At 60.7% G+C, this 23,551-nt stretch carries 23 protein-coding genes; 13 read left to right on the top strand and 10 right to left on the bottom strand.

Annotation, left to right across the window (positions count from 1 at the left end; translation table 11 throughout):
* The 3 genes from CVU60_13035 to CVU60_13025 all read right to left on the bottom strand — a co-directional run.
* Window positions 1–199, bottom strand: a 199-nt coding sequence (locus CVU60_13035; protein PKN41122.1) for a thioesterase, incomplete at its 3' end; no start/stop codon positions are given.
* A gap of 140 nt (window positions 200–339) precedes the next feature.
* The gene (locus CVU60_13030; protein ID PKN41121.1) at window positions 340–606 is read right to left on the bottom strand and encodes a hypothetical protein; all 267 of its coding nucleotides are present in this window, start codon (window positions 604–606) and stop codon (window positions 340–342) included.
* Window positions 607–702: 96 nt separating this feature from the next.
* Entirely contained in the window at window positions 703–2,064 is a 1,362-nt protein-coding gene (locus CVU60_13025; GenBank protein ID PKN41120.1) for an MFS transporter, read from the bottom strand.
* A 148-nt stretch (window positions 2,065–2,212) separates the two neighbouring features.
* Here CVU60_13025 and CVU60_13020 point away from each other — a divergent pair, with 148 nt between their 5' ends.
* The 6 genes from CVU60_13020 (at window position 2,213) to CVU60_12995 (ending at window position 10,535) form a co-directional block, all read left to right on the top strand.
* Window positions 2,213–3,127: a phosphate butyryltransferase gene (locus tag CVU60_13020; protein ID PKN41119.1), complete on the top strand. Its 915-nt coding sequence runs from the start codon at window positions 2,213–2,215 to the stop codon at window positions 3,125–3,127.
* Window positions 3,124–4,224, top strand: a complete 1,101-nt coding sequence (gene buk, locus CVU60_13015; protein ID PKN41118.1) for a butyrate kinase — start codon at window positions 3,124–3,126, stop codon at window positions 4,222–4,224. The genes CVU60_13020 and buk overlap by 4 nt, the downstream gene beginning before the upstream one ends.
* Before the next feature lie 116 nt (window positions 4,225–4,340).
* Window positions 4,341–4,736: a hemerythrin gene (locus CVU60_13010; GenBank protein ID PKN41117.1), complete on the top strand. Its 396-nt coding sequence runs from the start codon at window positions 4,341–4,343 to the stop codon at window positions 4,734–4,736.
* A 70-nt stretch (window positions 4,737–4,806) separates the two neighbouring features.
* Window positions 4,807–6,228: an RND transporter gene (locus CVU60_13005; protein PKN41116.1), complete on the top strand. Its 1,422-nt coding sequence runs from the start codon at window positions 4,807–4,809 to the stop codon at window positions 6,226–6,228.
* Complete coding sequence (locus CVU60_13000; protein PKN41115.1) at window positions 6,218–7,432, top strand: efflux RND transporter periplasmic adaptor subunit; 1,215 nt, start codon at window positions 6,218–6,220, stop codon at window positions 7,430–7,432. Before CVU60_13005 ends, CVU60_13000 begins: the two co-directional genes overlap by 11 nt.
* Before the next feature lie 4 nt (window positions 7,433–7,436).
* Window positions 7,437–10,535 (top strand): AcrB/AcrD/AcrF family protein, encoded by a 3,099-nt coding sequence (locus tag CVU60_12995; GenBank protein ID PKN41114.1) that lies wholly within the window; start codon window positions 7,437–7,439, stop codon window positions 10,533–10,535.
* Between the two features lie 408 nt (window positions 10,536–10,943).
* Here CVU60_12995 and CVU60_12990 read toward each other — a convergent pair whose 3' ends face one another.
* Window positions 10,944–11,213: an RNA-binding protein gene (locus tag CVU60_12990; protein ID PKN41113.1), complete on the bottom strand. Its 270-nt coding sequence runs from the start codon at window positions 11,211–11,213 to the stop codon at window positions 10,944–10,946.
* Window positions 11,214–11,510: 297 nt separating this feature from the next.
* Here CVU60_12990 and CVU60_12985 point away from each other — a divergent pair, with 297 nt between their 5' ends.
* Complete coding sequence (locus tag CVU60_12985) at window positions 11,511–12,431, top strand: glycyl-radical enzyme activating protein (GenBank protein PKN41112.1); 921 nt, start codon at window positions 11,511–11,513, stop codon at window positions 12,429–12,431.
* A complete protein-coding gene (locus tag CVU60_12980; protein ID PKN41111.1) occupies window positions 12,432–14,792 on the top strand; it encodes a formate C-acetyltransferase/glycerol dehydratase family glycyl radical enzyme in 2,361 nt (786 codons plus the stop codon). It begins immediately after the preceding gene.
* Window positions 14,793–15,487: 695 nt separating this feature from the next.
* Here the strand turns inward: CVU60_12980 and CVU60_12975 are convergent.
* Window positions 15,488–15,937 carry a hypothetical protein gene (locus CVU60_12975; GenBank protein PKN41110.1) on the bottom strand — a complete coding sequence of 150 codons (450 nt, stop codon included), beginning with the start codon at window positions 15,935–15,937 and terminating at the stop codon, window positions 15,488–15,490.
* Between the two features lie 242 nt (window positions 15,938–16,179).
* On the opposite strand from CVU60_12975, the gene CVU60_12970 reads away from it, so the two are divergent.
* From CVU60_12970 to glnQ, 3 genes are read left to right on the top strand one after another with little or no spacing between them, the layout of a single operon-like run.
* The gene (locus CVU60_12970; GenBank protein PKN41109.1) at window positions 16,180–16,920 is read left to right on the top strand and encodes a glutamine ABC transporter substrate-binding protein GlnH; all 741 of its coding nucleotides are present in this window, start codon (window positions 16,180–16,182) and stop codon (window positions 16,918–16,920) included.
* A 56-nt stretch (window positions 16,921–16,976) separates the two neighbouring features.
* Entirely contained in the window at window positions 16,977–17,657 is a 681-nt protein-coding gene (locus CVU60_12965) for a nickel transporter (GenBank protein ID PKN41108.1), read from the top strand.
* Complete coding sequence (gene glnQ / locus CVU60_12960; protein PKN41107.1) at window positions 17,654–18,409, top strand: glutamine ABC transporter ATP-binding protein; 756 nt, start codon at window positions 17,654–17,656, stop codon at window positions 18,407–18,409. Before CVU60_12965 ends, glnQ begins: the two co-directional genes overlap by 4 nt.
* On the opposite strand, the gene CVU60_12955 is transcribed toward glnQ, so the two are convergent.
* Complete coding sequence (locus tag CVU60_12955; GenBank protein ID PKN41106.1) at window positions 18,397–19,104, bottom strand: RNA pseudouridine synthase; 708 nt, start codon at window positions 19,102–19,104, stop codon at window positions 18,397–18,399. The genes glnQ and CVU60_12955 overlap by 13 nt on opposite strands.
* Window positions 19,105–19,215: 111 nt before the next feature.
* Entirely contained in the window at window positions 19,216–20,064 is an 849-nt protein-coding gene (locus CVU60_12950) for an NAD(+) kinase (GenBank protein ID PKN41105.1), read from the bottom strand.
* 149 nt (window positions 20,065–20,213) lie between these two features.
* Between CVU60_12950 and CVU60_12945 the strand changes: the two genes are divergently transcribed.
* Both CVU60_12945 and flgM read left to right on the top strand, forming a co-directional pair.
* Window positions 20,214–20,630 carry a hypothetical protein gene (locus CVU60_12945; protein ID PKN41104.1) on the top strand — a complete coding sequence of 139 codons (417 nt, stop codon included), beginning with the start codon at window positions 20,214–20,216 and terminating at the stop codon, window positions 20,628–20,630.
* A gap of 76 nt (window positions 20,631–20,706) precedes the next feature.
* The gene (gene flgM / locus CVU60_12940) at window positions 20,707–21,009 is read left to right on the top strand and encodes a flagellar biosynthesis anti-sigma factor FlgM (GenBank protein ID PKN41103.1); all 303 of its coding nucleotides are present in this window, start codon (window positions 20,707–20,709) and stop codon (window positions 21,007–21,009) included.
* Window positions 21,010–21,067: 58 nt separating this feature from the next.
* Here the strand turns inward: flgM and CVU60_12935 are convergent, their stop codons facing one another.
* Genes CVU60_12935 through flgL form a run of 3 tightly spaced genes read right to left on the bottom strand, consistent with a single transcriptional unit; the run spans window position 21,068 to window position 23,550 of the window.
* Window positions 21,068–21,538 carry a flagellar assembly protein FliW gene (locus tag CVU60_12935; GenBank protein PKN41102.1) on the bottom strand — a complete coding sequence of 157 codons (471 nt, stop codon included), beginning with the start codon at window positions 21,536–21,538 and terminating at the stop codon, window positions 21,068–21,070.
* Entirely contained in the window at window positions 21,514–21,753 is a 240-nt protein-coding gene (csrA, locus tag CVU60_12930) for a carbon storage regulator (GenBank protein PKN41101.1), read from the bottom strand. Before csrA ends, CVU60_12935 begins: the two co-directional genes overlap by 25 nt.
* A 9-nt stretch (window positions 21,754–21,762) precedes the next feature.
* Entirely contained in the window at window positions 21,763–23,550 is a 1,788-nt protein-coding gene (gene flgL / locus CVU60_12925; protein ID PKN41100.1) for a flagellar hook-associated protein 3, read from the bottom strand.
* Window position 23,551: the final 1 nt, after the last annotated feature.

The raw sequence follows: 23,551 nt of genomic DNA, 5'->3' as shown, positions 1-23,551 counted from the left end.
AATCCACCAGCGAAGCGAGCATGCCGCCATAAACGAACCCGGGCAGCGCAATATGTTCCGGCCGGGGCGTAAAACGCCCCACGCCCTGCTCTCCATCAAAGTGGGTCTGGATATGCAGGCCCTGGGCGTTGTTTTTTCCGCAACCGTAGCAATGGCTCAAGTCTTCGGCGTAAAGGTGCTGAACAGGGGTGCTGGTCATAAAATTCTCCTTAAAAGAATAGGTCCTATGGGTCTCATGGGACCTATAGGACCTATTCTTTGTGCACTGCAAGTGCGTGTGGTCAGGCGCCCGGCAGTGCCAAATACTGGATTCACCAGGCGTAAAAAGTCGCGCCGGAATTATTTCTTCTGCGCCGATAGCCAATCGACGATGAGCCCATGCTCCTCGTGGGTGACTGCCGGAGCATTGCTCTTGCCCAGCATCCTGGCCACCGTGGCAGACCAGGCCGCCTGATCCTTGACCCCGAATCCGGCGCGGACCCGGCCCAGATCATGGCACTTGGTGCAGGTCTGCTCCACCAGCGCCTGGCCATCACCCGCAAAGGCGAACACAGAACCAAGGCACAGAATCAGCGCGCCCATGACCATGACTTTGATCATTTTCATGACAACTCCTCCTATTGCGACAAACTGCAAGACACCATGGCGAGCATTATTTCAATGCGGCCTCGAAGAAAAGGAAATCCTGACCTTCGCGCAAATTCAACGCCGCCCGACCCGACCCAGCGAACAGAATACGCCCGCCAAGCAGAGCCCGGCGCAAACGGCAAAAATGATCTTCATGCTGGCCAGAAACTCCGGAATCGTGTCCGGGGCAATCTGGCGATCTTGCAGCAAAAAACCGAACACCACGGCGGAGATGCCCATGGACAGAGTCATGCCGAAGGTGCGCATGGTCGCTACCAGGCTCGAGGCGATGCTGTAGTCCCTGGGTTCGACGCTGCCCATGACCACGCTCATGTTCGGCGAGGCAAAAAGCGCGAACCCCAGACCCAGCAGGGCCAGGATCGCACCTATTTCCCATAGTCCGGTCTGCACGCCAACCCCGCACATCCCCCACAGGCCAAGAGCGCAGAAAGCCATGCCCAGGCTGGCCAGCCAGGCCGCGTTGAAGCGGTCGGACAGGACCCCGGCCAAGGGAGACAGGAGGCTCTGCACGACCGGCTGCACGATCAGGATGAACCCGGCATGCATGGGCGAGAAGCCCTTGACCACCTGCAGGTACAGACTGAGCAGAAAGCCCACAGCGAAGGTCCCCGCATAATTGATGAGGGTCGCAAGACTTGAAAGCAGAAAGACGCGGTTGGCCGTGAACAGCGTCAGATCGATGAGCGGATGCTGGACGCTGCGTGAACGCAGCACGAACAGCACGCCCATGATCAGGGCAGCCCCGAGCAGCGGCAAGCCCCGCTCGGGCCGGGCCAACCCGGTCAGCCCGTTGACGCAACAGACCACGAAAGCCGCATAGAGCAGACTCCCGACAAGATCGAAGCCCTCGCCGCGCGCCGGACGCCACTCGTCCCTGATCCCCCGGGCCATGACCCAGGCCAGCAGGCCAGGGGGCAGACACAAAAAGAACACCGAGCGCCAGCCGAAAAGGGAAGTCATCATCCCGCCCACCAGAGGGCCCACGGACAGGCCCAGATAGACGCAGGCGACCAGGATGCCCATGACCCGGCCCCGCTCCTTGCGAGGGTAGAGCTCCGTCACGATGGCCACGCCCGTGGCCAGGATCATGGCCGCGCCCACCCCCTGCACGACGCGCAGGACCACGAGGCTGACTACAGACCAGGCCAGGGAGGCGCACAGGGAAAAAACGACGAAAGCGCCGGTGCCCCAGACGAAGGCGCGCCTGCGGCCAAAGATGTCCGCCAGCCGGCCGATAGGAAGGAGAATGGCGGCCAGGGCGAGAATGTAGCTCCCGGCGATCCAGCTCAGCTCCACGGCAGAGGCCCCAAGCTCGACCTGCATGACGGGCAGGGTGATGGCCACGGCGGACATCATGAAAGGAACCAGAAAACTGGCCACGGACGCGGCGGCCAGGGCGGCTGTTTGATTGCGCATGCTTCCTCCGAAGATCGGACCTGATTAGTCCCAGCCAGGCCTGGGAGCAACCCCTGCAACCAAGGATGCAAAAATTGACAAAAACGGTTGCGCGCCACTTGTTTTCACCCAATCGATGATCTATCGGCAGAACTCGCAAGGAGACCCGATGCTTACATCCATGAAGTCCATCATCGAAAAGGCCCTGACCCTGCCCAGACAGACCGTGGCCGTGGCCTGCGCCCAGGACGAGGAGGCGCTCACGGCCGTGGCCGAGGCGCATGCCATGGGGCTGGCCGATTTCATACTGGTCGGCAACACAGAAAAAATGAAGGCCATCGCCGAGAAGATCGAACTCGACCTGACGGCGTTTGAACTCCTCGACGCCCGGGGCGAAGCCTGCGGGGCCGCCGCCACAGTGCAGGCCGTAGCCTCGGGACGGGCGCAAATCCTGCTGAAAGGATTCGTCGACTCATCGGTCCTCTTCAAGGCCGTGCTCGACCGCAACGCCGGACTGCGCAACGGGGCCATGGTCAGCCACACCGTGGTCATGGACGTACCCGGATTCGACAAGCTCTATCTGTTGACCGATGCGGCCATGATCATAAAACCCGACCTCGCGACCAAGCGCCAGATTGTGCTCAACGCGGTCAAGGTGGCCCACGCCCTCGGCAACCCGGATCCCGTGGTCGGCGTTCTGTGCGAATCCGAAAAGGTCAACCCGAAAATGCCCGCCACCATGGACGCCGCAGCCCTGGTGGAGATGAACGCCAGAGGGGAACTGCCGGGCTGCCGCGTAGGCGGGCCCTACGCCCTGGACAACGCCATCAGCGAGCAGGCCGCACGGCACAAGGGCATGCAGGACCCGCTGGCGGGCAAGGCCGACATCCTGCTGGCCCCGGATCTGGCGGCAGGCAACATCTTTTACAAGAGCCTCATGTACTTCGCCCACGCCCGCTCGGCCGGGGTGGTCATGGGAACCAGGGCCCCGGTGCTGCTCAACTCGCGGGCCGATTCCCACCAGACAAAGATCAACGCAGTGGCCCTCGGGATTCTCATGGCCGCAAGCGGAGCCGGCACATGAAAATCCTGGTCCTTAACCCTGGATCGACCTCCACCAAGATCGCCGTCTTTGAAGACCATCAATCGCTCTTCGTGGAGACCATCCGCCACGAAACGGCCGATCTGGAACGCTTCGCCCACGTCATGGACCAGGAGGGTTTCCGAAAGGAAACGATCATGGCGGCCCTTGCGCGGCATGGTCTTGCAGTCACGGACATGACCGCCGTCATCGGCAGGGGCGGACTGCTCAGGCCCATGCCCGGCGGCGTGTACGCAGTCGGTCCGGAAATGCTGTCCGACCTGCGTTCCTGCCGCTTCGGGACCCACGCCTCCAACCTCGGCGCAATCCTGGCTCACGATCTGGCCGCAAGCGCCGGGACCAAGGCCCTTATCGCCGACCCCGTGGTCGTGGACGAGCTTGGGCCCCTGGCCCGCTATTCCGGCCATCCCTCCATACAGAGGCGCAGCATCTTCCACGCCCTGAACCACAAGGCCGTTGCCAGGCGTGTGGCGCAGGAGCTGGGGCGAAGCTACGAGGAGTTGCGGCTCATCGTCGCCCATCTGGGCGGGGGAGTGTCCGTGGGTGCGCACGAACTGGGCCGGGTGATCGATGTCAACAATGCCCTGGACGGAGACGGGCCCTTCTCTCCCGAGCGCAGCGGCGGCCTGCCCAGCGGCGCGGTCGTGACCTGGTGCTTTGCCCCGGACGCCCGTGAAGAGGACATCCGTCGCAGAATCACCGGCGCAGGGGGACTGCTGGCCTATCTGGGCACGGCCAGCGGCATGGAGATCGAACAGCGCATCCGCAAAGGAGACACGGTCGCCCGGGAGGTCCGTCAGGCCATGGCCTATCAGGTGGCCAAGGAGATCGGGGCCATGGGCGCGGTGCTGCGTGGCCGAGTCGACGCCGTTATACTCACCGGAGGGCTCATGCATGATCAGGAACTGGCCGGGCTCATCACCGAACAGGTGGAATTTCTGGCGCCGGTCAAAATCCATCCGGGAGAGGACGAAATGTCCGCCCTGGCCGAAGCCACCTTGCGCGCCCTGAAAGGCATGGGCGAGACACTTTCCTACCCTCCCGGAGCCTTGACCATTGCCGGACAAAATCCAGACTGAAAATCCAGCGCTTCCGATTCTTTCGTAATTTGGCGGGAATTGCCCCTTTTCCCGGACAACGCTCTGAGGTAAGGAGAAATAAATGTTTCCATCTCAAGCCCCAGGAGCCGCAGGGAATGAATAAAAAAATCATTTGGGATCAGTCTTTTGAGACCGGAATTACCGAAATCGACACGCAGCATCAGCGCTTGGTCGAAATCATAAACTCCCTTGCAGACGGCATCGGCCACGCTTCCATGGACGATCTGCACAACATCCTGACCCAACTCAAGGAATACGCCAACTATCATTTCCGGGCCGAGGAAACGCTCATGGAGGATGCGGGCTACGCGGATCTGGCGGAACACCGGGATGAGCATCTGGCCTTTGTCGATCAGATCCTGCTCTTCGATCTGGACGTCATCCTGGCGTCCGAAGGGCTGGCGTGGGACATGTTCCATTTCCTGCGCGGATGGCTGACCAACCACATCCTTGTTGTCGACAAGAAATTCTCGACATCTCTACCGGCCTGACACCCGCCCGCGCATCCCATTTCAACAGCGAAGCGCGGGTTCCCACTTTTTTCATGTTCAGATTGCGCCAATGTTCGAGCCCAGCAGAACTTTTCCGCCATCGACTCCATCCGGAGCACTTTGCATGAGGCTACTTGTTTTTCTTTTTCTGCTGACGGGATGTCACGCCTTCGCCCCTGTCCCTCCGGCCGTGCCCGAACTACCCCAGGCCTACCGGCTTGAAGCAGGGGATCACGAACTTGCCGACCAGTGGTGGCAGGACCTGCAAAGCGAGGAGTTGAACAGCCTGATGGACGAGGCTCTGCGCTCCGCTCCGGATATGCGCACGGCTCTGGCCAGACTCGACCAGGCCCAGGCCGCTGCGAAAAAAACCGGCAGCGCCCTGTGGCCGACCCTTGGCACAAGCGCCGAGGCAACGCGGACCTGGACCAGGCTCGACACCCGAAACCAAGTCGAAAGCGACGCCTATGGCCTGGGACTCGCGGCCAGCTACGAACTCGACCTCTGGGGCCGGGTCAGGGCCCTCCGCCAGGCCGACACGCTGGAGGTCATGGCCAGCCGCGACGATCTGCGCACGGCGGCCCTGACCTTGAGCGGCGAGGTCGTGGGAGCCTGGATATCCCTGTGCTCTACCCGGCAGCAGCTCTCCGTGCTCGAAAGCCAGCAGCGCACCAACGCGGCCATCCTCTCCTCCCTTGAACTGCGGTTCGCCAACTCGCTGGCTTCAGCCCTGGACGTGCTGCAACAGCGTGAGGCCATCGCCCAGACCGAGACCGTAATTTTCCCCCTGAAATCCGAAGTCGTACGCCTTGAAAACCGGATCAACCTGCTTCTCGGCAGGGCCCCGGGCTCAACGGATCTCACCGAATCGGCGAATCTGCCGCAGCCCATGCCCATGCCCAAGGCCGGCCTTCCGGCGGAACTCCTGCTTGAACGGCCAGACATCCGCGCGGCCTGGCAGCGACTGCTCGAGTCGGGCTGGGATCTGGCCGCCGCCCGGGCGGACCGCATGCCGGCCCTGCGCCTGACCGGAAATTTCGAGCACAATGGCGCAGACGCAAGCCGCATCTTCGACAACTGGCTGGCCAATCTGGCGGCATCCCTGACCGCCCCGATCATCGACGGCGGCAGCCGCCGGGCCGAAGTGAATCGGCAGGAGGCCGTACGCCGGGAACGCCTGGCCTCCTATGAGAAGACCGTCTTCACGGCGCTGTCCGAGGTGGACACGGGCATAAACGCCGTGCTCAAGCAGATCGAGCTGGTGCGTGCCCTGGGAACCCAGCGCGATGCGGCCCAGGCCGCGCTGACCAGCGCCCAGATCCGCTATCGCAACGGCGTGCTCGAATACGACACTGTCCTCTCCCTGCTCCTCAAGCTGCAACAGCTCGAACGCACAAATATCAGGGAAAAGGCCTCCCTCCTGACCCTGCAGACAGGACTTTGCCGGGCCCTGGGCAAAGGCTGGCGATCCTCTTTCCCCGATGCATCCTGAAAAGAAACAAAGCGAAAAAGCCATGATCATACCCGAATGCGACAGCACCAAGCCCTTGCCATCGAAAATCAAGCTTCTTGTCGTCCTTCTGTCCCTGCTCTTTGTGGGGGGTGGAATTTTTGTCGCGGTCCGCTTCATCAAAACCCGACCCACGCCTCCTCAACGGCCGCTGGTGGTCATAGCGCCCCTGGTCGAGACAGCCACCGTCACGGCAGGCCCGGAAACGGTGATAGTCCAGGCTCTGGGCACCGTCGTGCCCGCACGCCAGACCCTGATCCGGGCCGAAGTGGCCGGAGTTGTCCGCGAAATCTCCCCCGCATTTCTGCCCGGCGGGACAGTGGCCGGGGCAAGCCCGCTGCTGCGCCTGGTGGATGAAGACTTTCGTCTGGCCGTGACCAGCAAGGAGGCGGAGCTTGAAAACGCCAAGGCCGCGCTGGAACTTGAACTTGGATACCAGCAGGTGGCCAAACACGAGTGGGAGCTTCTTGGAATCACGGGCAACGCCGGAGAAAGTTCGGACCTGGCCCTGCGCAAGCCGCAGCTTGCCCAGGCCCGGGCCAGGATGCGTCAGGCCGAAGCGGCCCTCGGTCAGGCCCGGCTCGATCTGAAGCGGACCACGGTGACCGCGCCGTTCACGGCCCTCGTGCTGGAAAAGAACGTGGAGATCGGATCCCGGGTCTCCATCACCGACACCCTGGCCACCCTTGTCGACACCCGTGAATTCTGGGTCGAGGCCGCCATACCGGTGGACCGCCTGCCCTGGATCACCCTGCCCGGAAAAAACAGCCCCGGCTCGGCGGTTCGCATCCGTTCCCAGGCCAGCGGGGCCGAGCGCACGGGCCGCATCCTGCGCCTGCGCGGAGATCTGGAAGCACAGGGACGCCTGGCCCGGGTGCAGATCTCGCTGCCCGCGCCCCTTGAGGCCACCCCTGCGCCAATTCTGCTGGGTGAGTACGTGCGTCTTGAAATCGAGGGAAAGCGCCTTAAAAACGTGATCCGCCTGCCCAGGGCCGCGCTGCGCGAAAACGACACGGTCTGGACCGTGCACAACGCGACCCTGTCCATCCGGCCCGCCACCGTCGCCTGGCGCGACACGGACACGGTCCTGATTTCGGACGGCCTGGAATCCGGCGACACCGTCGTGATCAGCGAACTGGCGAGCCCCATCGAAGGCATGCCCGTCAGCCTCGGTCAGGCAAGGTAGAGCCATGCGCGACAGAATCCAACACGGAGCCATCGCCTGGATGGCCTCCAACCCGGTAGCCGCGAACCTGATCATGCTGCTCTGCCTTGTCGGCGGACTGCTCATGCTCACCCGGATCAAGCAGGAAGTCTTTCCCGAGTTCGAGTCCGAAATCGTGACCGTGACCGTGGCCTACCCCGGAGCAAGCCCGGAGGAAGTGGAAAAGGGCATCGTCCTTGCGATAGAGGAGCGAGTAACTGGGCTGGACGGAATCAAGAAGGTCACCTCCTCCTCGATGGAAGGCGCCGGAACGGTCACGGTAGAGGCGCTGGAAGGGACCGACATGGAGCGTCTGGCCCAGGACGTGAAAGGCGAGGTCGACAGGATCTCCTCTTTTCCTGAAGACGCCGAGACTCCCAGGGTGGTCATCGCTTCAAACCGCCGCCGGACCATGTCCATAGCCGTTTACGGAAACATGGAGGAACGGGTCCTGCGCGAGATGGCCGAAACAGTTCGCGACGACCTGCTGCAGGACCCGGAGATCACCCAGATTGAACTGAACGGTGCGCGTGACCTGGAAATCAGCGTAGAAATTTCCCAGGACACCCTGCGCGCCCATGGTCTGACCCTCCGACAGGTGGCGGAGATCATCGGCAATTCCGCCCTGGAACTGCCGGGCGGCAGCGTGAAGACAAGCCAGGGTGAAATCCTGGTCCGGGTCAAGGACCGTCGCGAACTGGGCAAGGAATTCGCCAATCTGCCCATCATCAGCTCCCCCGATGGCTCGGTGGTCCGTCTGGAGGATCTAGGCCGCATCACGGATGGATTCGAGGATACCGACCTCTTCGCCCTCTATAATAACCAACCCGCCATCCTCCTGGACATCTACCGCGTGGGGGACCAGACGCCCATCTCCGTATCCGACGCCGTCCAGCGGCACATGGAGCGGCTGAATCAGATCCTGCCGCCGGGCGTTCATCTCGCCAAACGCAATGACAGCTCGGACATCTTTCGCCAGCGCATGGACCTGCTGACCCGCAACGGCCTGATGGGACTCTGCCTTGTCTTCATCCTGCTAGCCCTGTTTCTTGAAATTCGGCTGGCGTTCTGGGTCAGCATGGGCATCCCCATCTCCATCCTGGGATCCTTCCTGATTCTCCCGTGGATTGGCGTAAGCATCAACATGATCTCCATGTTTGCCTTCATCATCACGCTCGGTATCGTGGTCGACGACGCCATCGTGGTCGGAGAAAACGTCTATCAATACAAGGAACAGGGGCTCTCTTCCCTCAAGGCCGCCACCAGCGGCACAAGGGAAGTGGTCATGCCCGTGACCTTCTCGGTCCTGACCAATGTCGTCGCGTTTGTACCCATGCTCTTCGTGCCCGGCGTCCTGGGACGCGTTTTCGGCGTGCTCCCGGCGGTGGTCGTCAGCGTCTTTCTCATCTCGCTGATCGAAAGCCTCTTCGTCCTCCCCTCTCACCTTGGGCACCTCAAATCCGGCGGCAAGTCCTGGTTCTGCTTCCTGCACAAAGGACAGGCCAAGTTCAGCGCGTGGTTCATGCGCATGGTGAACACCATCATCTCGCCCCTGCTCATGCTGACCATACGGCTGCGCTACCTGACCCTGGCCATGGCCGTGGCGGTGCTTGTGGCCACGGTGGGATACGTGGCCAGCGGGCGCATGGGCATCGTCATGTTCCCCAAGGTCGAGTCGGACTATGCCTACGTCGAGCTGGCCATGCCCTTCGGCTCGCCCGTGGCCCGCACCGAGGCGGCCATCAACCGCATGGTCAGCATCGCCGACGATCTGGCACGTGAAAACGGCGGGGATAAGCTGGTCGAAGGAATCTTTTCCCAGGTCGGCACCAGCTCCGGCGGACACCAGGGCTCGGTGCGGGTCTTTCTGACCCCGCCGGAAATACGCACCCTGCCCACGGCGGAGTTCACCAGAATCTGGAGGGAACGCGTCGGCGAAATCGCCGGAGCCGAATACCTCAAATTCGAATCTGACCGCGGCGGACCGGGCTCCGGCGCGGCCCTGACCATCGAACTATCGCACCGCTCCACCCAAATCCTGGAAAAAGCAGGAGAAGAACTGGCCAGAGAGCTCGGTTCCTACGCTCAGGTATCAGACATCGATGACGGATTTTCCGCCGGCAAGACGCAGCTCGATTTTCGCATCCGGCCGGAAGGGCGCAGCCTGGGGCTGACCTCAGAGGACGTGGCCCGCCAGATCCGGGCGGCATTCTTCGGAGCCGAGGCCCTGCGTCAGCAACGCGGCCGCAACGAAATAAAGGTCATGGTCCGCCTGCCGGAAAGCGAACGCGTCTCCCTGCAAAACATCGAGGACTTTCTGGTGCGCACCCCGGCCGGGACAAGCGTGCTGCTGCGCGAGGTGGCCGATGTCACCAAGGGGCACTCCTACACCAGCATCGAACGACGCAACGGCCGCCGCATAATATCCGTGACCGCCGACGTGACCCCGCCCTCGGAGGCCGCCGCGATCATAAATTCCGTCAAGGCCGGCTACCTGCCAAAGCTGCAGGAGCGTTATCAGGGCCTTGAGTTCAGCTTCGAAGGCAAGCAGGCCGACATCAAGGAAGGCGTCGGGGCGCTCCTGCTCGGACTTGGCATGGCCTGCCTGTGCATTTTCGCCCTGCTGGCAGTTCCCCTGCGCAGCTATGTACAGCCTCTGATCATCATGACCAGCATCCCCTTCGGCATCGTCGGCGCAGTGTTCGGACATCTGGTCATGGGCTACAGCCTGAGCCTGGTTTCGCTTTTCGGCATCGTGGCCCTGTCCGGGGTGGTGGTCAATGCATCCCTGGTGCTCATCGACTGCGCCAACGGCAAGCGTCGGCTCGGACAATCAGCCCTGGCCTCCATTCATCAGGCCAGCGTGCAGCGCTTCCGGCCCATCCTGCTGACCACGGTGACCACATTCGGAGGGCTCGCGCCCATGATCTGGGAAACCTCGCGCCAGGCGCGCTTTCTCATCCCCATGGCCCTGTCGCTGGGCTTTGGCATCGTATTCGCGACCTTCATCACCCTTGGGATCGTGCCCTCCCTGTACATGGTGCTTGAAGACATCAAACGTTTCGGCCGCTCTTGGATCAAATAAGGAGAACAAATGGAACTTGGAGTGCTGCTCCTGCTGGCCGCCGCTGCCGGGGCGCTGGGCTGGTTCTGGATGGACGGCGTGGCCAGCGGCGAGCGTCGCATGGGACACCGTCCCTGAGGCGCGCGCGGACCTCTTCCGGGAGAAGAGGCTAAAGAACATGAGGTTACAAAAGACGAGGAAAAACCGGGTGGGGTGTAACGCGTCCAAAAATAATGTTCGTCCCATCGCGTTTTTTTCATGAACTGCCGCGTCGGCTCCGGAAGCGCCTTCGGACTGCGGGGCGAATGACACATTCTTCAATCGCGGGATAGCAGCGCGGGGATGTGCTGCCAGGGACGCGTCATTCACCCATCCGCACCGCAAAAAAAAACCCTGCAAAGCAGGGTTTAGAGGCTCAGATCGACGCGACTACCATCTGGGCCGGCGTTCACGCTCGGGACGGGGACGGGCTTCGTTGACCTTCAGGGAACGTCCGCCGTAATCGGCGCCGTCCAAGGCGGCGATGGCTTCTTCAGCGCCGCTCTCCATTTCCACAAAACCAAATCCACGGGCTCTGCCTGTCTCACGGTCGGAAATGAGTTTAACGTTAGCAACCTGGCCGTACGTTGCGAACAGCGTTTCCACATCCTGCTCGGTGGCACTCCAGGGCAGGTTTCCGACATAAATGTTCTTCGACATGATGCACTTGTCTCCTGTAAAAAAACTGAAAAATCCAGGTTGAGTCTCCCATCGGATCTGTCGCGCCTTTGGGCCAAAACCCTTCCCGTCTCCTCGTACCTCGTACCAGCCGGAATGGTTGATACATGGCTATGGAAAATACGTACTTTAAAAAAAAGAGGCAAGAGTTTATTTAATAGTCTCCTTACAAAATCAGACCTGCTTTGCTGCTTTCCAAACAAACCAGATTGCGGCATTTGCTGCAGGTCATCCGGTTTTGATATTGATAAATTCACGAATATTTATTATTGATTATCGATGCCAATAAGCACAGCAACTTCAGGTATCACTTTCGCTATCAAGCGCTACGCCCTGCATGACGGACCCGATCTGCGCGTGACGGTTTTTCTCCAAGGCTGCCCCCTGTCCTGCAGTTGGTGCCACAACCCCGAAAGCCTGCACTCCTCACCGTTCATGCTGACCGTACCGGGAAAATGCGTCGGCTGCGGAGAATGCGTCACGGCCTGCCCGCAAGGCGCACTCTTCCCCGGCAGCGGCGGCATGGTCCGCGATCAGGAAGCCTGCATCGCCTGCGGGCTTTGCGCTGAAGCCTGCCCGGCCCTGGCCCACGAATGCATGGGCGTGAAAAGCTCGGTTGAAGAAGTGATGACCGAGATCCAAAAGGAAATCCCCTTTTTTGCCGAAGGCAACGGCGGGGTGACCTTCTCCGGCGGCGAGCCTTTGGCCCAGCCCGATTTTCTGGAAGCCCTGCTGCGGGCCTGCGGAGACCTGGACCTTCACCGCGCCGTGGACACCAGCGGATTCGCCACCTCCGGCACGATCACGCGCATAGCCCGGCATACGGACCTTTTCCTTTACGACATAAAACACATGGACCCGGCTGCCCATCGCCGCGCCACCGGGGTGGACAACGCCCTGATCCTCTCCAACCTGCGTCTGCTGGCAGACAGCGGAGCACGGATCAACCTCAGGCTCCCGCTCATCCCGGGAATCAACGACAACCCGGAAAACATCCGCGCAACGGGACTTTTCGCCGCGTCCCTGCCAGGCATCCGATCCATCGACGTACTCCCCTACCACGCCTCGGCCAGAAGCAAATACGCCAAGCTCGGCATGACTTATCCCGGCGACGGCATACCTTCCTCTGAGTCCGAAGGCGTGGAGAGGGCCGTGAACATCTTGCAGGATTACGGACTCACCGTCCGCATCGGAGGATAGATGAACCAGAGAATAGACCGGCTGCGCGAAGAAAGCTTCGCTGCCGAACCGTCCATTTCCATCGAGCGAGCCCTGCTCGAAACAGCTTTCTACCGCGAGAATTTTGGCAAACACTCCCTGCCTGTGCTCCGCGCCCTGGTCTTCAAGGACCTGTGCGAAAAGAAAACCATCTATCTCGGCGACGGAGAACTCATCGTCGGCGAACGCGGCCCCGCCCCCAAATGCGTGCCGACCTTTCCAGAACTGACCTGCCACTCGGCCTCGGACCTGCGCGTGCTCGCAACCCGTCCCATGACCCGTTACCATGTCAGCGACGAGGATATCGCAACCTACGAACGCGAGGTCATCCCCTACTGGGCTGGCCGCTCCATGCGCGAGCGCGTCTTCTCCCAGGTCCCGGACGAATGGCGGGCTGCCTACGAGGCAGGACTCTTCACTGAATTCATGGAGCAGCGCGCCCCCGGGCATACCGCCCTTGACGGAACGATCTACGAGATGGGCATGCAGGATTTCAAGGCGCGCATCGCCGAACGCATGAGTCGCCTTGACTATCTGAATGATCCCCTGGCTTCGGACCGCGCCGAACAGCTCAAGGCCATGGACATCGCCTGCGATGCGGCCGTCATCTTTGCCCGGCGCCATGCGGACCTGGCCTGGGAAAAGGCCAAGACCGAGCCGGACCAGACACGTAAGGCCGAACTGACCCGCATCGCCGAAGTCTGCCGCCGCGTTCCGGCCGAAGCTCCCCGCGATTTCCGGGAGGCGCTGCAGATGTACTGGTTCGTGCACCTGGGCACCATCACGGAACTCAACGGTTGGGATGCCATGACCCCCGGGCACCTCGACCAGCACCTGACCCCCTTCTATGAAAAAGGGCTGGCCGACGGCACCCTGACCCGCGAGGCGGCCAAGGAACTGCTCTGCTGCCTGTGGATCAAGGTCAACAACCACCCGGCCCCGCCCAAGGTCGGCGTCACCGCCAAGGAGAGCGGCACCTACAACGATTTCACCCACATCAACCTCGGAGGCCTCAGGCGCGACGGCTCCGACGGGGTCAGCGAACTGTCCTACCTCATCCTGGAAGTGGTCGACGAATTGAAACTCCTGCAGCCCCAGACCAGCGTGCACATCAGCCAGAAGACCCCGGACCGATTTCTGAAAGCCGCCGCGCGAGTCATAAGGAACGGTTACGGCTACCCGTCGATCTTCAACACCGACGCCGTGGTCATGGAACAGATGCGCGTCGGCAAAACCGTGGAGGACGCCCGCGAAGGCGGCTGCTCCGGATGCATCGAGACCGGGGCCTTCGGCAAGGAAGCCTATATCCTGACCGGCTATCTGAACGTGCCCAAAGTGCTGGAACTGGCCCTAAGCGACGGCCGCGACCAGCTGACCGGCCGGCAGATCGGCCCACAAACCGGCGACGCAAAGCGCTTTTCGAACTTCGAAGACCTCTACAACGCCTTCACTCGCCAGCTCGACTGGGTGGTGGGCCTCAAGGTTCGCGTCAACAACTACATCGAGCGCATGTACGCCACCCACTCCCCCGCGCCCTTCCTGTCCACGGTCATTCACGACTGCATCGAAAAAGGCCGGGACTACTACGACGGCGGCCCGCGCTACAATACCAACTACATCCAGTGCTGCGGCATCGGCACGGTCACGGACAGCCTTTCCGCCATCAAGACCCACGTCTTTGACGCCGGGACCGTCTCCATGCCCAAACTCACCCAGGCGCTGCAGTCCAATTTCGAAAATTCCGAAGCCCTGCGCCTGAAACTCTGGAACAAGACGCCCTTCTTCGGCAACGACGACGACCGCGCCGACGACATAATGCGCCGCGTCTACGACTCCCTCTTCACCGCCATCGACGGGCGCCCCAACACCAAGGGCACTTCCTACCACCTGAACATGCTCTCCACCACCTGCCACGTCTACTTCGGCAAGATGCTCGGAGCCTCGGCCAACGGCCGCCTGGCCGGACTTCCCGAATCCGACGGCACCTCGCCCTCCCACGGTGCGGACAGAAACGGCCCCACGGCCGTGGTCAAATCGCTCTCGAAAATGGACCAGATCAAATCCGGCGGCACACTCCTCAACCAGCGCTTCCTGCCGGACGTCCTCAAAACCGACCAGGATCTGGACAAACTCGCCCAACTGGTACGCACCTATTTCCGCCTCGGCGGACATCACATCCAGTTCAACGTGGTCGACACCGCCACCCTGCGCCAGGCCCAGGCCAACCCCGACGAACACCGTAACCTGCTGGTCCGCGTAGCCGGATACAGCGACTACTTCGTAGACCTGGACCTCGACCACCAGGAAGAAATCATCCGACGCACAGAGCAGGAAACAGCTTAAATGAAATGCCTCCGGCGGGCAGGGGACGCGTCCCCTGCACCCCATTCATACTATTCTTCAAATTCTTCCTCCCCCCGCATCACCTCAAGCGTGGCGGCGTGGTCCGGGCGAGGGCTGTCGGCTGTCTGGCTGAGCCGGGCATCGTTTGTTTTCCGGCCGCTCACCGTTCAAAACGCATAAACGTATCGAACCCCAAGGCCGGAAAACATTACGAGGCCAGCGAAGGAGTTCCGGCAGACCTCGACCGGACGGCGCCGACACGCGACTCCCGCCACTCTATAAGAATACCTCCGGCGGGCAGGGGACGCATCCCCTGCACCCCATTCATATTATTCTTCACATTCTTCCTCCCCCCGCATCACCTCAAGCGTTTCGGCGTGATTCGGGCGGGGGCTGTCGGCTGTCTGACTGAGCCGGGCATCGTTTGTTTTCCGGCCGATCACCGTTCAAAACGCATAATCGTATCGAACCCCAAGGCCGGAAAACATTACGAGGCCAGCGAAGGAGTTCCGGCAGACCTCGTCCGGACCGCGCCGACACGCGACTCCCGCCTTCCACACCTACTCAATGTCCCTTCATGGACACGAAAAAAAAGAAACGCCCCGGCAAACTCCGGAGCGTATTCTTTCGGCCTTTCGGATGCATGAGGACCGGCAACCCGTCAACGACGCCGCCCGCCCCCGCAATCCGATACGTCAGGTGTAAAGGAGCACCTTGCAGTCCTTGGCGAAACGCAGGAACTCCTCGGCCGTCATGATGCTCACGCCGTCGATGAACTCGTCCTCCTTGATACCCATCATGTCCACGGTCATTCGACAAGCCACGAAACGGACCCCCTCGATGGCAGCCACGTCCTGCAAGTCCGTCACGGACGGCACGTTGGCCTTGTCCATCTTCTGCTTCATCATCCACGTAGCCACGTTGGACATGCCGGGCAACGCGCCCATGAATCCCGGAGGATGGAACTTGATCTTATCCGCCCAGCCCTTGCGGATCACGTTGATACCCATGAACGTGTAGAAAATGCTGGCACTCATACCGATGCGGCAGGCATTGATGCCCAGAATCAGCCCCGGATAGACACCGTCGAGAGTGTCCTTGGATGTAATGAAAGCCGCGGATTCCTTCAGATCGCAAGTACCCATGGAAACCTCCTTTTTACTTCGCATGTACACGGGCCCGCAACTTTTGCCCATTCTTATTTCCATCGGCCCGTGACCACCCCCCACGCGCTCCTCCTACCGGACGTCACGATCCGCACAGCGGAACGAGCCGTCCGATTTTCGGCTACCGTATTGCATTTTCCGCGATTTTGTCCCATGCCAAAAACGATTTTCCGCCATAGTGGCCAAACCCGTTTTTTCTCATCCATCAACAAGGAGGCTCCATGAAACGCATCCTGCTTTTCGCCGTTTTAGCCCTGGCTCTGTGCGCGACCGCCGCTTCAGCCAAAAAGCTGGTCGTGGCCACGGATACCAATTTTCCGCCGTTTGAATTCAAGGACCCCGAAACCGGAAAACACACCGGCTTCGACGTGGAGCTTTGGGACGCCATCGCCAAAGAAATCGGCGCCGAGTACGACCTGCAGCCCATGGACTTCAACGGCATCATCCCCGGCCTGCAGTCCGGCCAGGTTGACGTCGGCATCGCCGGCATCACCATCAAGCCCGAACGCGCCGAAGTCGTCGACTTCTCCGCCCCCTACTACAACGCAGGCCTTCTGATCCTGGTCAAGGCCGACAACCAAGACATCACCGACGTAAAATCCCTGGCCGGCAAAATCGTGGCCACCAAGCTCGGCACCACCAGCGAAGACTTTGCCAAGAAGGAAGCCGGAGCCAAGGAAGTAAAGCTTTTCCCAAACAATGACGCCATGTTCATGGAACTCATGGCCGGCGGAGCCGATGCGGTCATCTTCGATTCCCCGGTAATCTCCGAATTCGTGCGTACCGTGGGCAAGGAACAGACCAAGATCGTCGGTCCCCTGTACATGGGCCAGTCCTACGGCATCGGCTTCCCCAAGGGCAGCGAACTGGTTGCCAAGACCAACGCCGCGCTTCAGAAGCTCAAAGACAGCGGCGCCTACCGTGAACTGTACGTCAAGTGGTTCGGCACCGAGCCCAAGTAATCCCGCTTAAATCATCCATGGAGGCAGGACCTTCCTGCCTCCATTTCGAGACACCCATGGCCTTTCAATTCGAACCTAGCGTCGTTATCGACACCCTGCCCATGCTCATGCGCGGAGTCTGGTACACCATCTACCTGACCGTGGGCGGCCTGTTCTTCGGCTTTCTGCTCGGAGTGGCCACGGGCCTCATGAAACTGGCCCGCCCCTTTTTCGTCCGCAAGCTCGCCGATCTCTATGTGGAACTCATCCGCGGCACGCCCATGCTGGTGCAGGCCATGTTCCTCTATTACGGCGTGCCCATGGCCGTGGGTCTGCGCATCCCGCCGCTCATCGCGGGAGTCATCGTCATCGCCATCAACTCCGGAGCCTACATTGCCGAGATCGTGCGCGGGGCCATCCAGTCCATCAACGTCGGTCAGACCGAGGCCGGCCGCTCCATCGGCCTGACCCGGGCCCAGACCATGCGCTACATCATCTGGCCGCAGGCCTTCAAACGCATGATTCCGCCGCTGGGCAACCAGTTCATCATCAGCCTCAAAGACACCTCGCTGCTGATGGTCATCGGCGTAGGCGAGCTGCTGCGCACCGGCCAGGAAATCGTGGCCGTCAATTTCCGGGCTTTCGAGGTCTACATGGCCGTGGCCATGGTCTATCTGGTCATGACCATGAGCATCGCCAAGGCCCTTAAAATTCTTGAAACCAGACTGATCAACAAGACCAGCGGAAAGCGCGCATGATTGAAATAAAGAACCTGCACAAGAAGTTCGGTGATCTGGAAGTATTGAAAGGGGTCAACCTGAACGTGGCCTCAGGCGAGGTGGTCTGCATCATCGGACCGTCGGGATCGGGCAAGTCGACCGTGCTGCGCTGCATCAACCGGCTGGAGACACCGACCTCGGGCACTGTCATCGTCGACGGTCACGACATCATGAACCCGCGCACGGACATCAACTACGTGCGCACCGAAGCCGGCATGGTCTTTCAGCAGTTCAATCTTTTCCCGCACATGACCGTGCTCGACAACGTGATCCTGGGCCCGGTCAAGGTCCGCAAGATGCCCCGCGCCGAAGCCGAACACCTGGGCTATGACCTTTTGGCCAAGGTGGGCCTCGGTTCCAAGGCCCAGGCCTACCCGGAGCAGCTCTCGGGCGGGCAGAAGCAGCGCGTGGCCATCGCCCGCGCTCTGGCCCTGCAGCCCAAGGTGATCCTGTTTGACGAGCCGACCTCGGCCCTGGACCCGGAACTTGTCGGAGAGGTGCTTGAAGTCATGAAAAAGCTGGCGGCCGAAGGCATGACCATGATCGTGGTCACGCACGAGATGGGCTTTGCCCGCGAGGTGGCGGACCGGGTCATCTTTATCGACGAAGGGGTGATTCAGGAAGTGAACAGCCCACAGGAATTCTTCAACGCTCCAAAAAATCCCCGCCTGCGGGACTTTCTGGGCAAGATAGTCGGCACCTGCCGGGAAATGCAGGGTCAGGACAACTGAACCCGGCCCACCAATTGCGCAAAGATGGTCGGCACCGGGGCTTCAAGGGTCATGCGTTGACCTGAGAACGGATGCGCGAAGGTGATCGAGGCGGCATGCAGCGCCAGACGGGAAAAATTGTCCCCCTTGCCGCCGTATTTCCTGTCACCGGCCACCGGATGCCCCAGATCCGCCATCTGCACCCGGATCTGATGCTTGCGGCCCGTCAGCAGTTCGATCCTCAAAAGCGAATACGCCCCCTTCTCCCTGACCACGGTCCAGGCGGTCTGCGCCAGCTTGCCGAGTTTCGCGTCGCGAGTGGAATAGACCTTGTGCACACCGCTCTCCACCAGATGGGAGATGACCGTACCCGACTCCTTGCCCATCTGCCCATGCACCACCGCAGCGTAGATCTTGGTGGTCTCTTCCCACTGGTCCTGCAGGGCGCGCTTGGCCGCCTCGGTCTTGGCGAAAAGCAAAACCCCGGAAGTCTCCCGGTCCAGGCGATGAACAATGAAAATCCTGTAGCGGGACTTGGCGTTGCCCTTGCGCACGTAGTCGGTCAGGGCGTAATAGGCGGTGCGGGTCTTCTCGGTCTCCGTGGCCATGGTCAGCATCCCGGCAGGCTTGTCCACAACGATGATGTCGCGGTCCTCATGAAGAATGTGAAGCCCCGGAGGCAAATGCCTGGAGCCGGGACGGGCTTGTTCACGCATGGATTGTCCTTGGAAGAGATAGTTGCAGGATATTTTAAACACGACGGCCAGCTTAGCCAGCGATGCGCGCCAGCCGACCGGAAATGGGGGCAAAAGTCCAGGGCAAACCCGTCAACTCTCCCGCACGAACCCCTTGGACTTGAGTTTGTGGGCGTATTGGGAGTGCAGGGGGCGGATCAGGTTGAGCCTGTTCTCGGCCCTGGAGGCGAAGATGTTGTCCCCGGCGGCCAGGACCACGCCGGTCTGGCCGTCCTGGGTCAGATAGACGTCCGGGGCTGCGTCGAGGACCAGGATGCGCAGGTCGTTCTCAAACGGCAGGACCATGGGTCTGAAAGCGTGCAGGAACGGGCAGATGGGAGTCAGGGCGAAAACATTGAGCTCCGGATAGATGAGTGGCCCGCCTGCTGATATGGAATAGCCCGAGGAACCGGTGGGCGTGGCCACGATCATGCCATCGGCCCGTACCGTGCCCAGATGGTCGTTGCCGTACCACATGTCCAGCCGGATCATGCGTGCAAGGCTCCCGCAACTGATGACAAGATCGTTTATGGCATAGCCCCGGTAATATTCCTGGCCGCGCCGGAGCACATGAAAACTGATGACCAGCCGCTGGGACATATCATACTCCCCGCGCAGAATGAGCGTCAGGGATTCGCGCCAGTCCGTCGGCGAAAGCTCCGTCAGAAAACCGACCTTGCCGAGATTCAGGCCCAGAATCGGAACGCCCAGGTCCTGCACTGCTCTGGCCACGGCGAGCAGGGTTCCGTCGCCACCCAGGGTCAGGATCATGTCCGCATCAGCCCAGGTCGAGACGCAGTGGGCCTCTTCCTTGGAGGATGAAACAACCCGCGCCGTGCGTCCCTCGCCCACGAGCCAGCGCCGAATTTGCCGGGCCATATTGGCAGCCAGGTCGTTCTCGACGTTATGGACAATGACTATTTTGCTGATGATTTTTCCCATTTGCGGGAGTGTAAGCAAAAGGTCCCGCGTATTCAAGGAGAGGGACAAAGTTCGCCGGGGCCGGGTCACGGGAAGGGGCAAACTTATTTGTAAATAAAGCTAAAGTTCGCGGACAAGTGACCGATAGGGTGAAGTAAGAGGTATGCCCTGTGACAGTGAATCCCTTTCTCGTCAAAACCGTGCTGCGTACGTACGATCAGCACCAAGAAGCCGGCCGGCGCATCGCCAGGTTCAAGAAATACATGGACCACGCCGGACAGGGGGATTCTGTTTCCATTTCCAAGGAAGCCAAAAGACGCCAGTTGGTCGAAAAAGTAGCTGGCGAGATCGTGGACAACCTCATCGGCTCGGACACCGCAAACCCGGTCGTTCGTGAAATCAAGACACAGATGGCCAGGGAATTCGGACAGGAAGTGCTCTTCAGGTATCCATCCGACGGAAGCGGCCTTCAGATACTGAAAAAGACAGACCAGGGCGTGGCGGAATTGACCAACGGCGAAAAGGATGCTTTCATGCGCCGTTTGTGGGAAATCGCCTTGACCCGGGTCAACGAAACAATGCTCTAGGCTTTACTCGCGGGAGCGCACGCCTCCCACATGAAGGAAAAGCCAGTGCGGCCGGAAACCCCGGCAGGAGCGGGAAATGACGATCAACAACATCAAGTCTTTCGGCGGCTACGAGTCGCATCGATTGGAACAGCTGGAGCAGCAGCGCCAGGAGCACCAGAAGACTGTCGCCAATCAGGACAGCGGCAGCGACCGCATCTCCATCTCCGATGAAGCGCGGCTCAAGATGAGCATGCTCAAGTCTGCCCAGGAGAATGACGGAGTACGCGCCGACAAGGTCGCCGACGTGAAGGCAAGGATTGAGGCGGGAGAGTACGCCGCCAGCGGCAAGGATATCGCGGCCAGCCTGCTCAGACAGGAGCTTGATATCTGGGGCTGATCCGCTTTTTTACTCCAAAACAGAGAAAGCCTGACCGGTGCCCCGGCCAGGCTTTTTTTCATGAATTGACCAGACGCCTGTCCTCGTTTCCCAGGTCCCGCAACAGGACCTGGGACGGCAATCCAAGCTCCACTTGCGGGGACTGCAGCCCCAGGCGCTGCTGAACATTGACGCAAATGGGTCCGGTCAGGTTGAGGGTGCTGCCCTGTGGGTCGCCCTTGGGCACGGTCACGCTGACCAGGATGATCAGATCGCGAATGCTGCGCACCCTCAGAATCCGCTCTTCCGCAGCGGCCAGCCGAATTTCGTATTTCGGCAAAAAGGGGAAAGGATCGGCGAGCATCATGCCCATACTCGGCATTTCCAAGCTTTGCAGGAAATGAAAAGGTGTTCCGGGCTTGAACTCCACCAGGGCGAATTCCCGCAGGGACTCGAAGCCGATGATGCCGCGAGGAAAACGGATGGTCTTGTCCGGGGAAATGACCAACTGCCCGATGCGTGAATTTATTGTTTGTCTTTGCTTGTCCATAATGCTGCCGCCATCATCAGATCGTTGTTGTCGAGTTCCAGGGCCGAGGCGTTCTGGGTCTGCACCCTGAGGTAGATTTCTTCCCGGTAGACCGTCATATGTTCCGGCACTTCGAGGCCCAGCTTGATCTGCTGCCCCTTGATGCTCAAAATTGTGATCTTTATGTCATCACCCACATGCACGCTTTCTCCGGGGCGACGAGAGAGTATGAGCATAACCCCTTCCTACAGATAATTGACCAGGCTCATCTTCATGATCATGGACGAGGATTTCAGGACCGCCTCATAGGACAGCTGCTGGTTGGCCAGCTCCGTCAGAAGCGTGGCCAGATCCGCGTCCTCCACATTGCTCATGCGCTCGGTTTCGTTGAGTTTGAGGCCGGAGAGAACGGTATCGGCCACGTCGAGCCGGTTTTCCCGCGCGCCCACGGAGGCCAGCTGGGTCGTGAAATACTGATGGCTCGTCTTCAGCCCGTCCAGGGCTTCCGCACAGCCCTGCTGGCTGTTGTTTTCAAGGGCAGCCACCAGCTTGCCCACGGTGACCAGGATGTTCTTTCCGACGTCGGAATCCGCGAACACCGGCTGCGTGCCGTTTTCATAGTAACCACCGAAAATATCCGCTCCGACGTTGTTGAGCTGCAGGTATTGACCTGCTGAAATCTCGACATTGTGCGCCGCCGTCTGGGGATGAATGACGAACTGGGCGTTCTTGACGAGCACGCCCGCGCCGTCCCGTTCCGTGAGCACCAGCTTGCCCCCGGGCACCAGCAGCTCCGCCGCGGTACCGGTGTTGGCGGCCGTACGTCCCGTAACCCAGTTCACGCCTCCGTCGGTGCTGTAGGAATATTCGAGGGGATTCCCGGTGCCGATATCCTCCGAAGGGTCATTGTCGATACGGACCATGACGTCGCTGGTGAAAAGCCCGCGACCTTCGGCGTTGACGGTCGCCCCCATCTGGAGGACGCCGGTGGATCCGGATTTGACCATGAATGCCAGGTCATCGAAATTGTCGGGACCGGAGAGCTGAATCCCTCCGTAGGGAGTCTGGATGACGGGAGTGCTGGTCGAGTTGTCGACGCTGACCGTGGTCCAGTTCGTACCGTCCAGAGAATAGCGGGCTTCAAACGCCGTGTTGTTGCCGGCGGTCACGCCAGCATCCACAACCTCGACGTACACATCCTTCTCGAACCCGCCCAGGGGCAGAGCCGTGATGGATGCGTTGCCATCGGAATAAAGCACCGCGGACTGGGACTCGTGGTCGCCCTTGTACACCGCCGTAGGCGCGATGGTCAGCCAGGAACCTTTCGTGGTCGACAGGTTCGTCTCCGGCGAAAGGCTGACCGTGTAGTCCGTCCCGAGATCAAGACTGATCCCGCCCAAGTCAAGCCGGCCGTCCGCACCCACGGTCGTCGTCGTCCACGTGGTGCCGCCGTCCTTGCTGTAGCGGCACGTCTGGTTGGCGGCATTTACGGGGGCCCCCTCCGCGCCCACGAACTGGACCACAAAACTGCGACTCGCCTGGCCCGTGGCCAATCCGAGGCTGTTGCCGTCCTGGTCGTACACCATGAGCGCCTCCTCGAAGGCGCTCTCGTCAAATTTCTGGCCGCCGAAAATCGCATTCCCCTCGAAACGTGAGTTGGCCAGATTGACCAGCTGGCTGAAAAGCTGGCGGACTTCGTAGGAGGTCGCCTCACGATCGGAGGCGGTCATTGTCCCGGAAGCGCCCTGCTCGGCCAGGCCCTTGAGTTTCGTCAAAATGGTGCTGGCCTGGATCATGGATTCATCGGCCAGACCGAGCCAGCCCTTGGCCGTGTCGATGTTGGTGCGATACTGGTCGATGGAGGCCAGGGAGGTGCGGTAATTGAGCACGCGGGCAGTACCTACCGGGTCATCGGAGGGCCTGTTGATGCGCTTCTGGCTGGAAGCCTGCATGTTCAGATCCATGAGCCGGGACTGGGTGTCCTGCAGATTGTACAGAAAATTGCTGTACTGGTTACGAAGGGATACGCGCATG

The sequence above is a fragment of the Deltaproteobacteria bacterium HGW-Deltaproteobacteria-18 genome, assembly GCA_002841885.1.
Lineage (GTDB): Bacteria > Desulfobacterota > Desulfovibrionia > Desulfovibrionales > Desulfomicrobiaceae > Desulfomicrobium.
The sequence above is the reverse complement of the archived record's forward strand: the minus strand, read 5'-3'. Positions and strand labels throughout refer to the sequence as shown.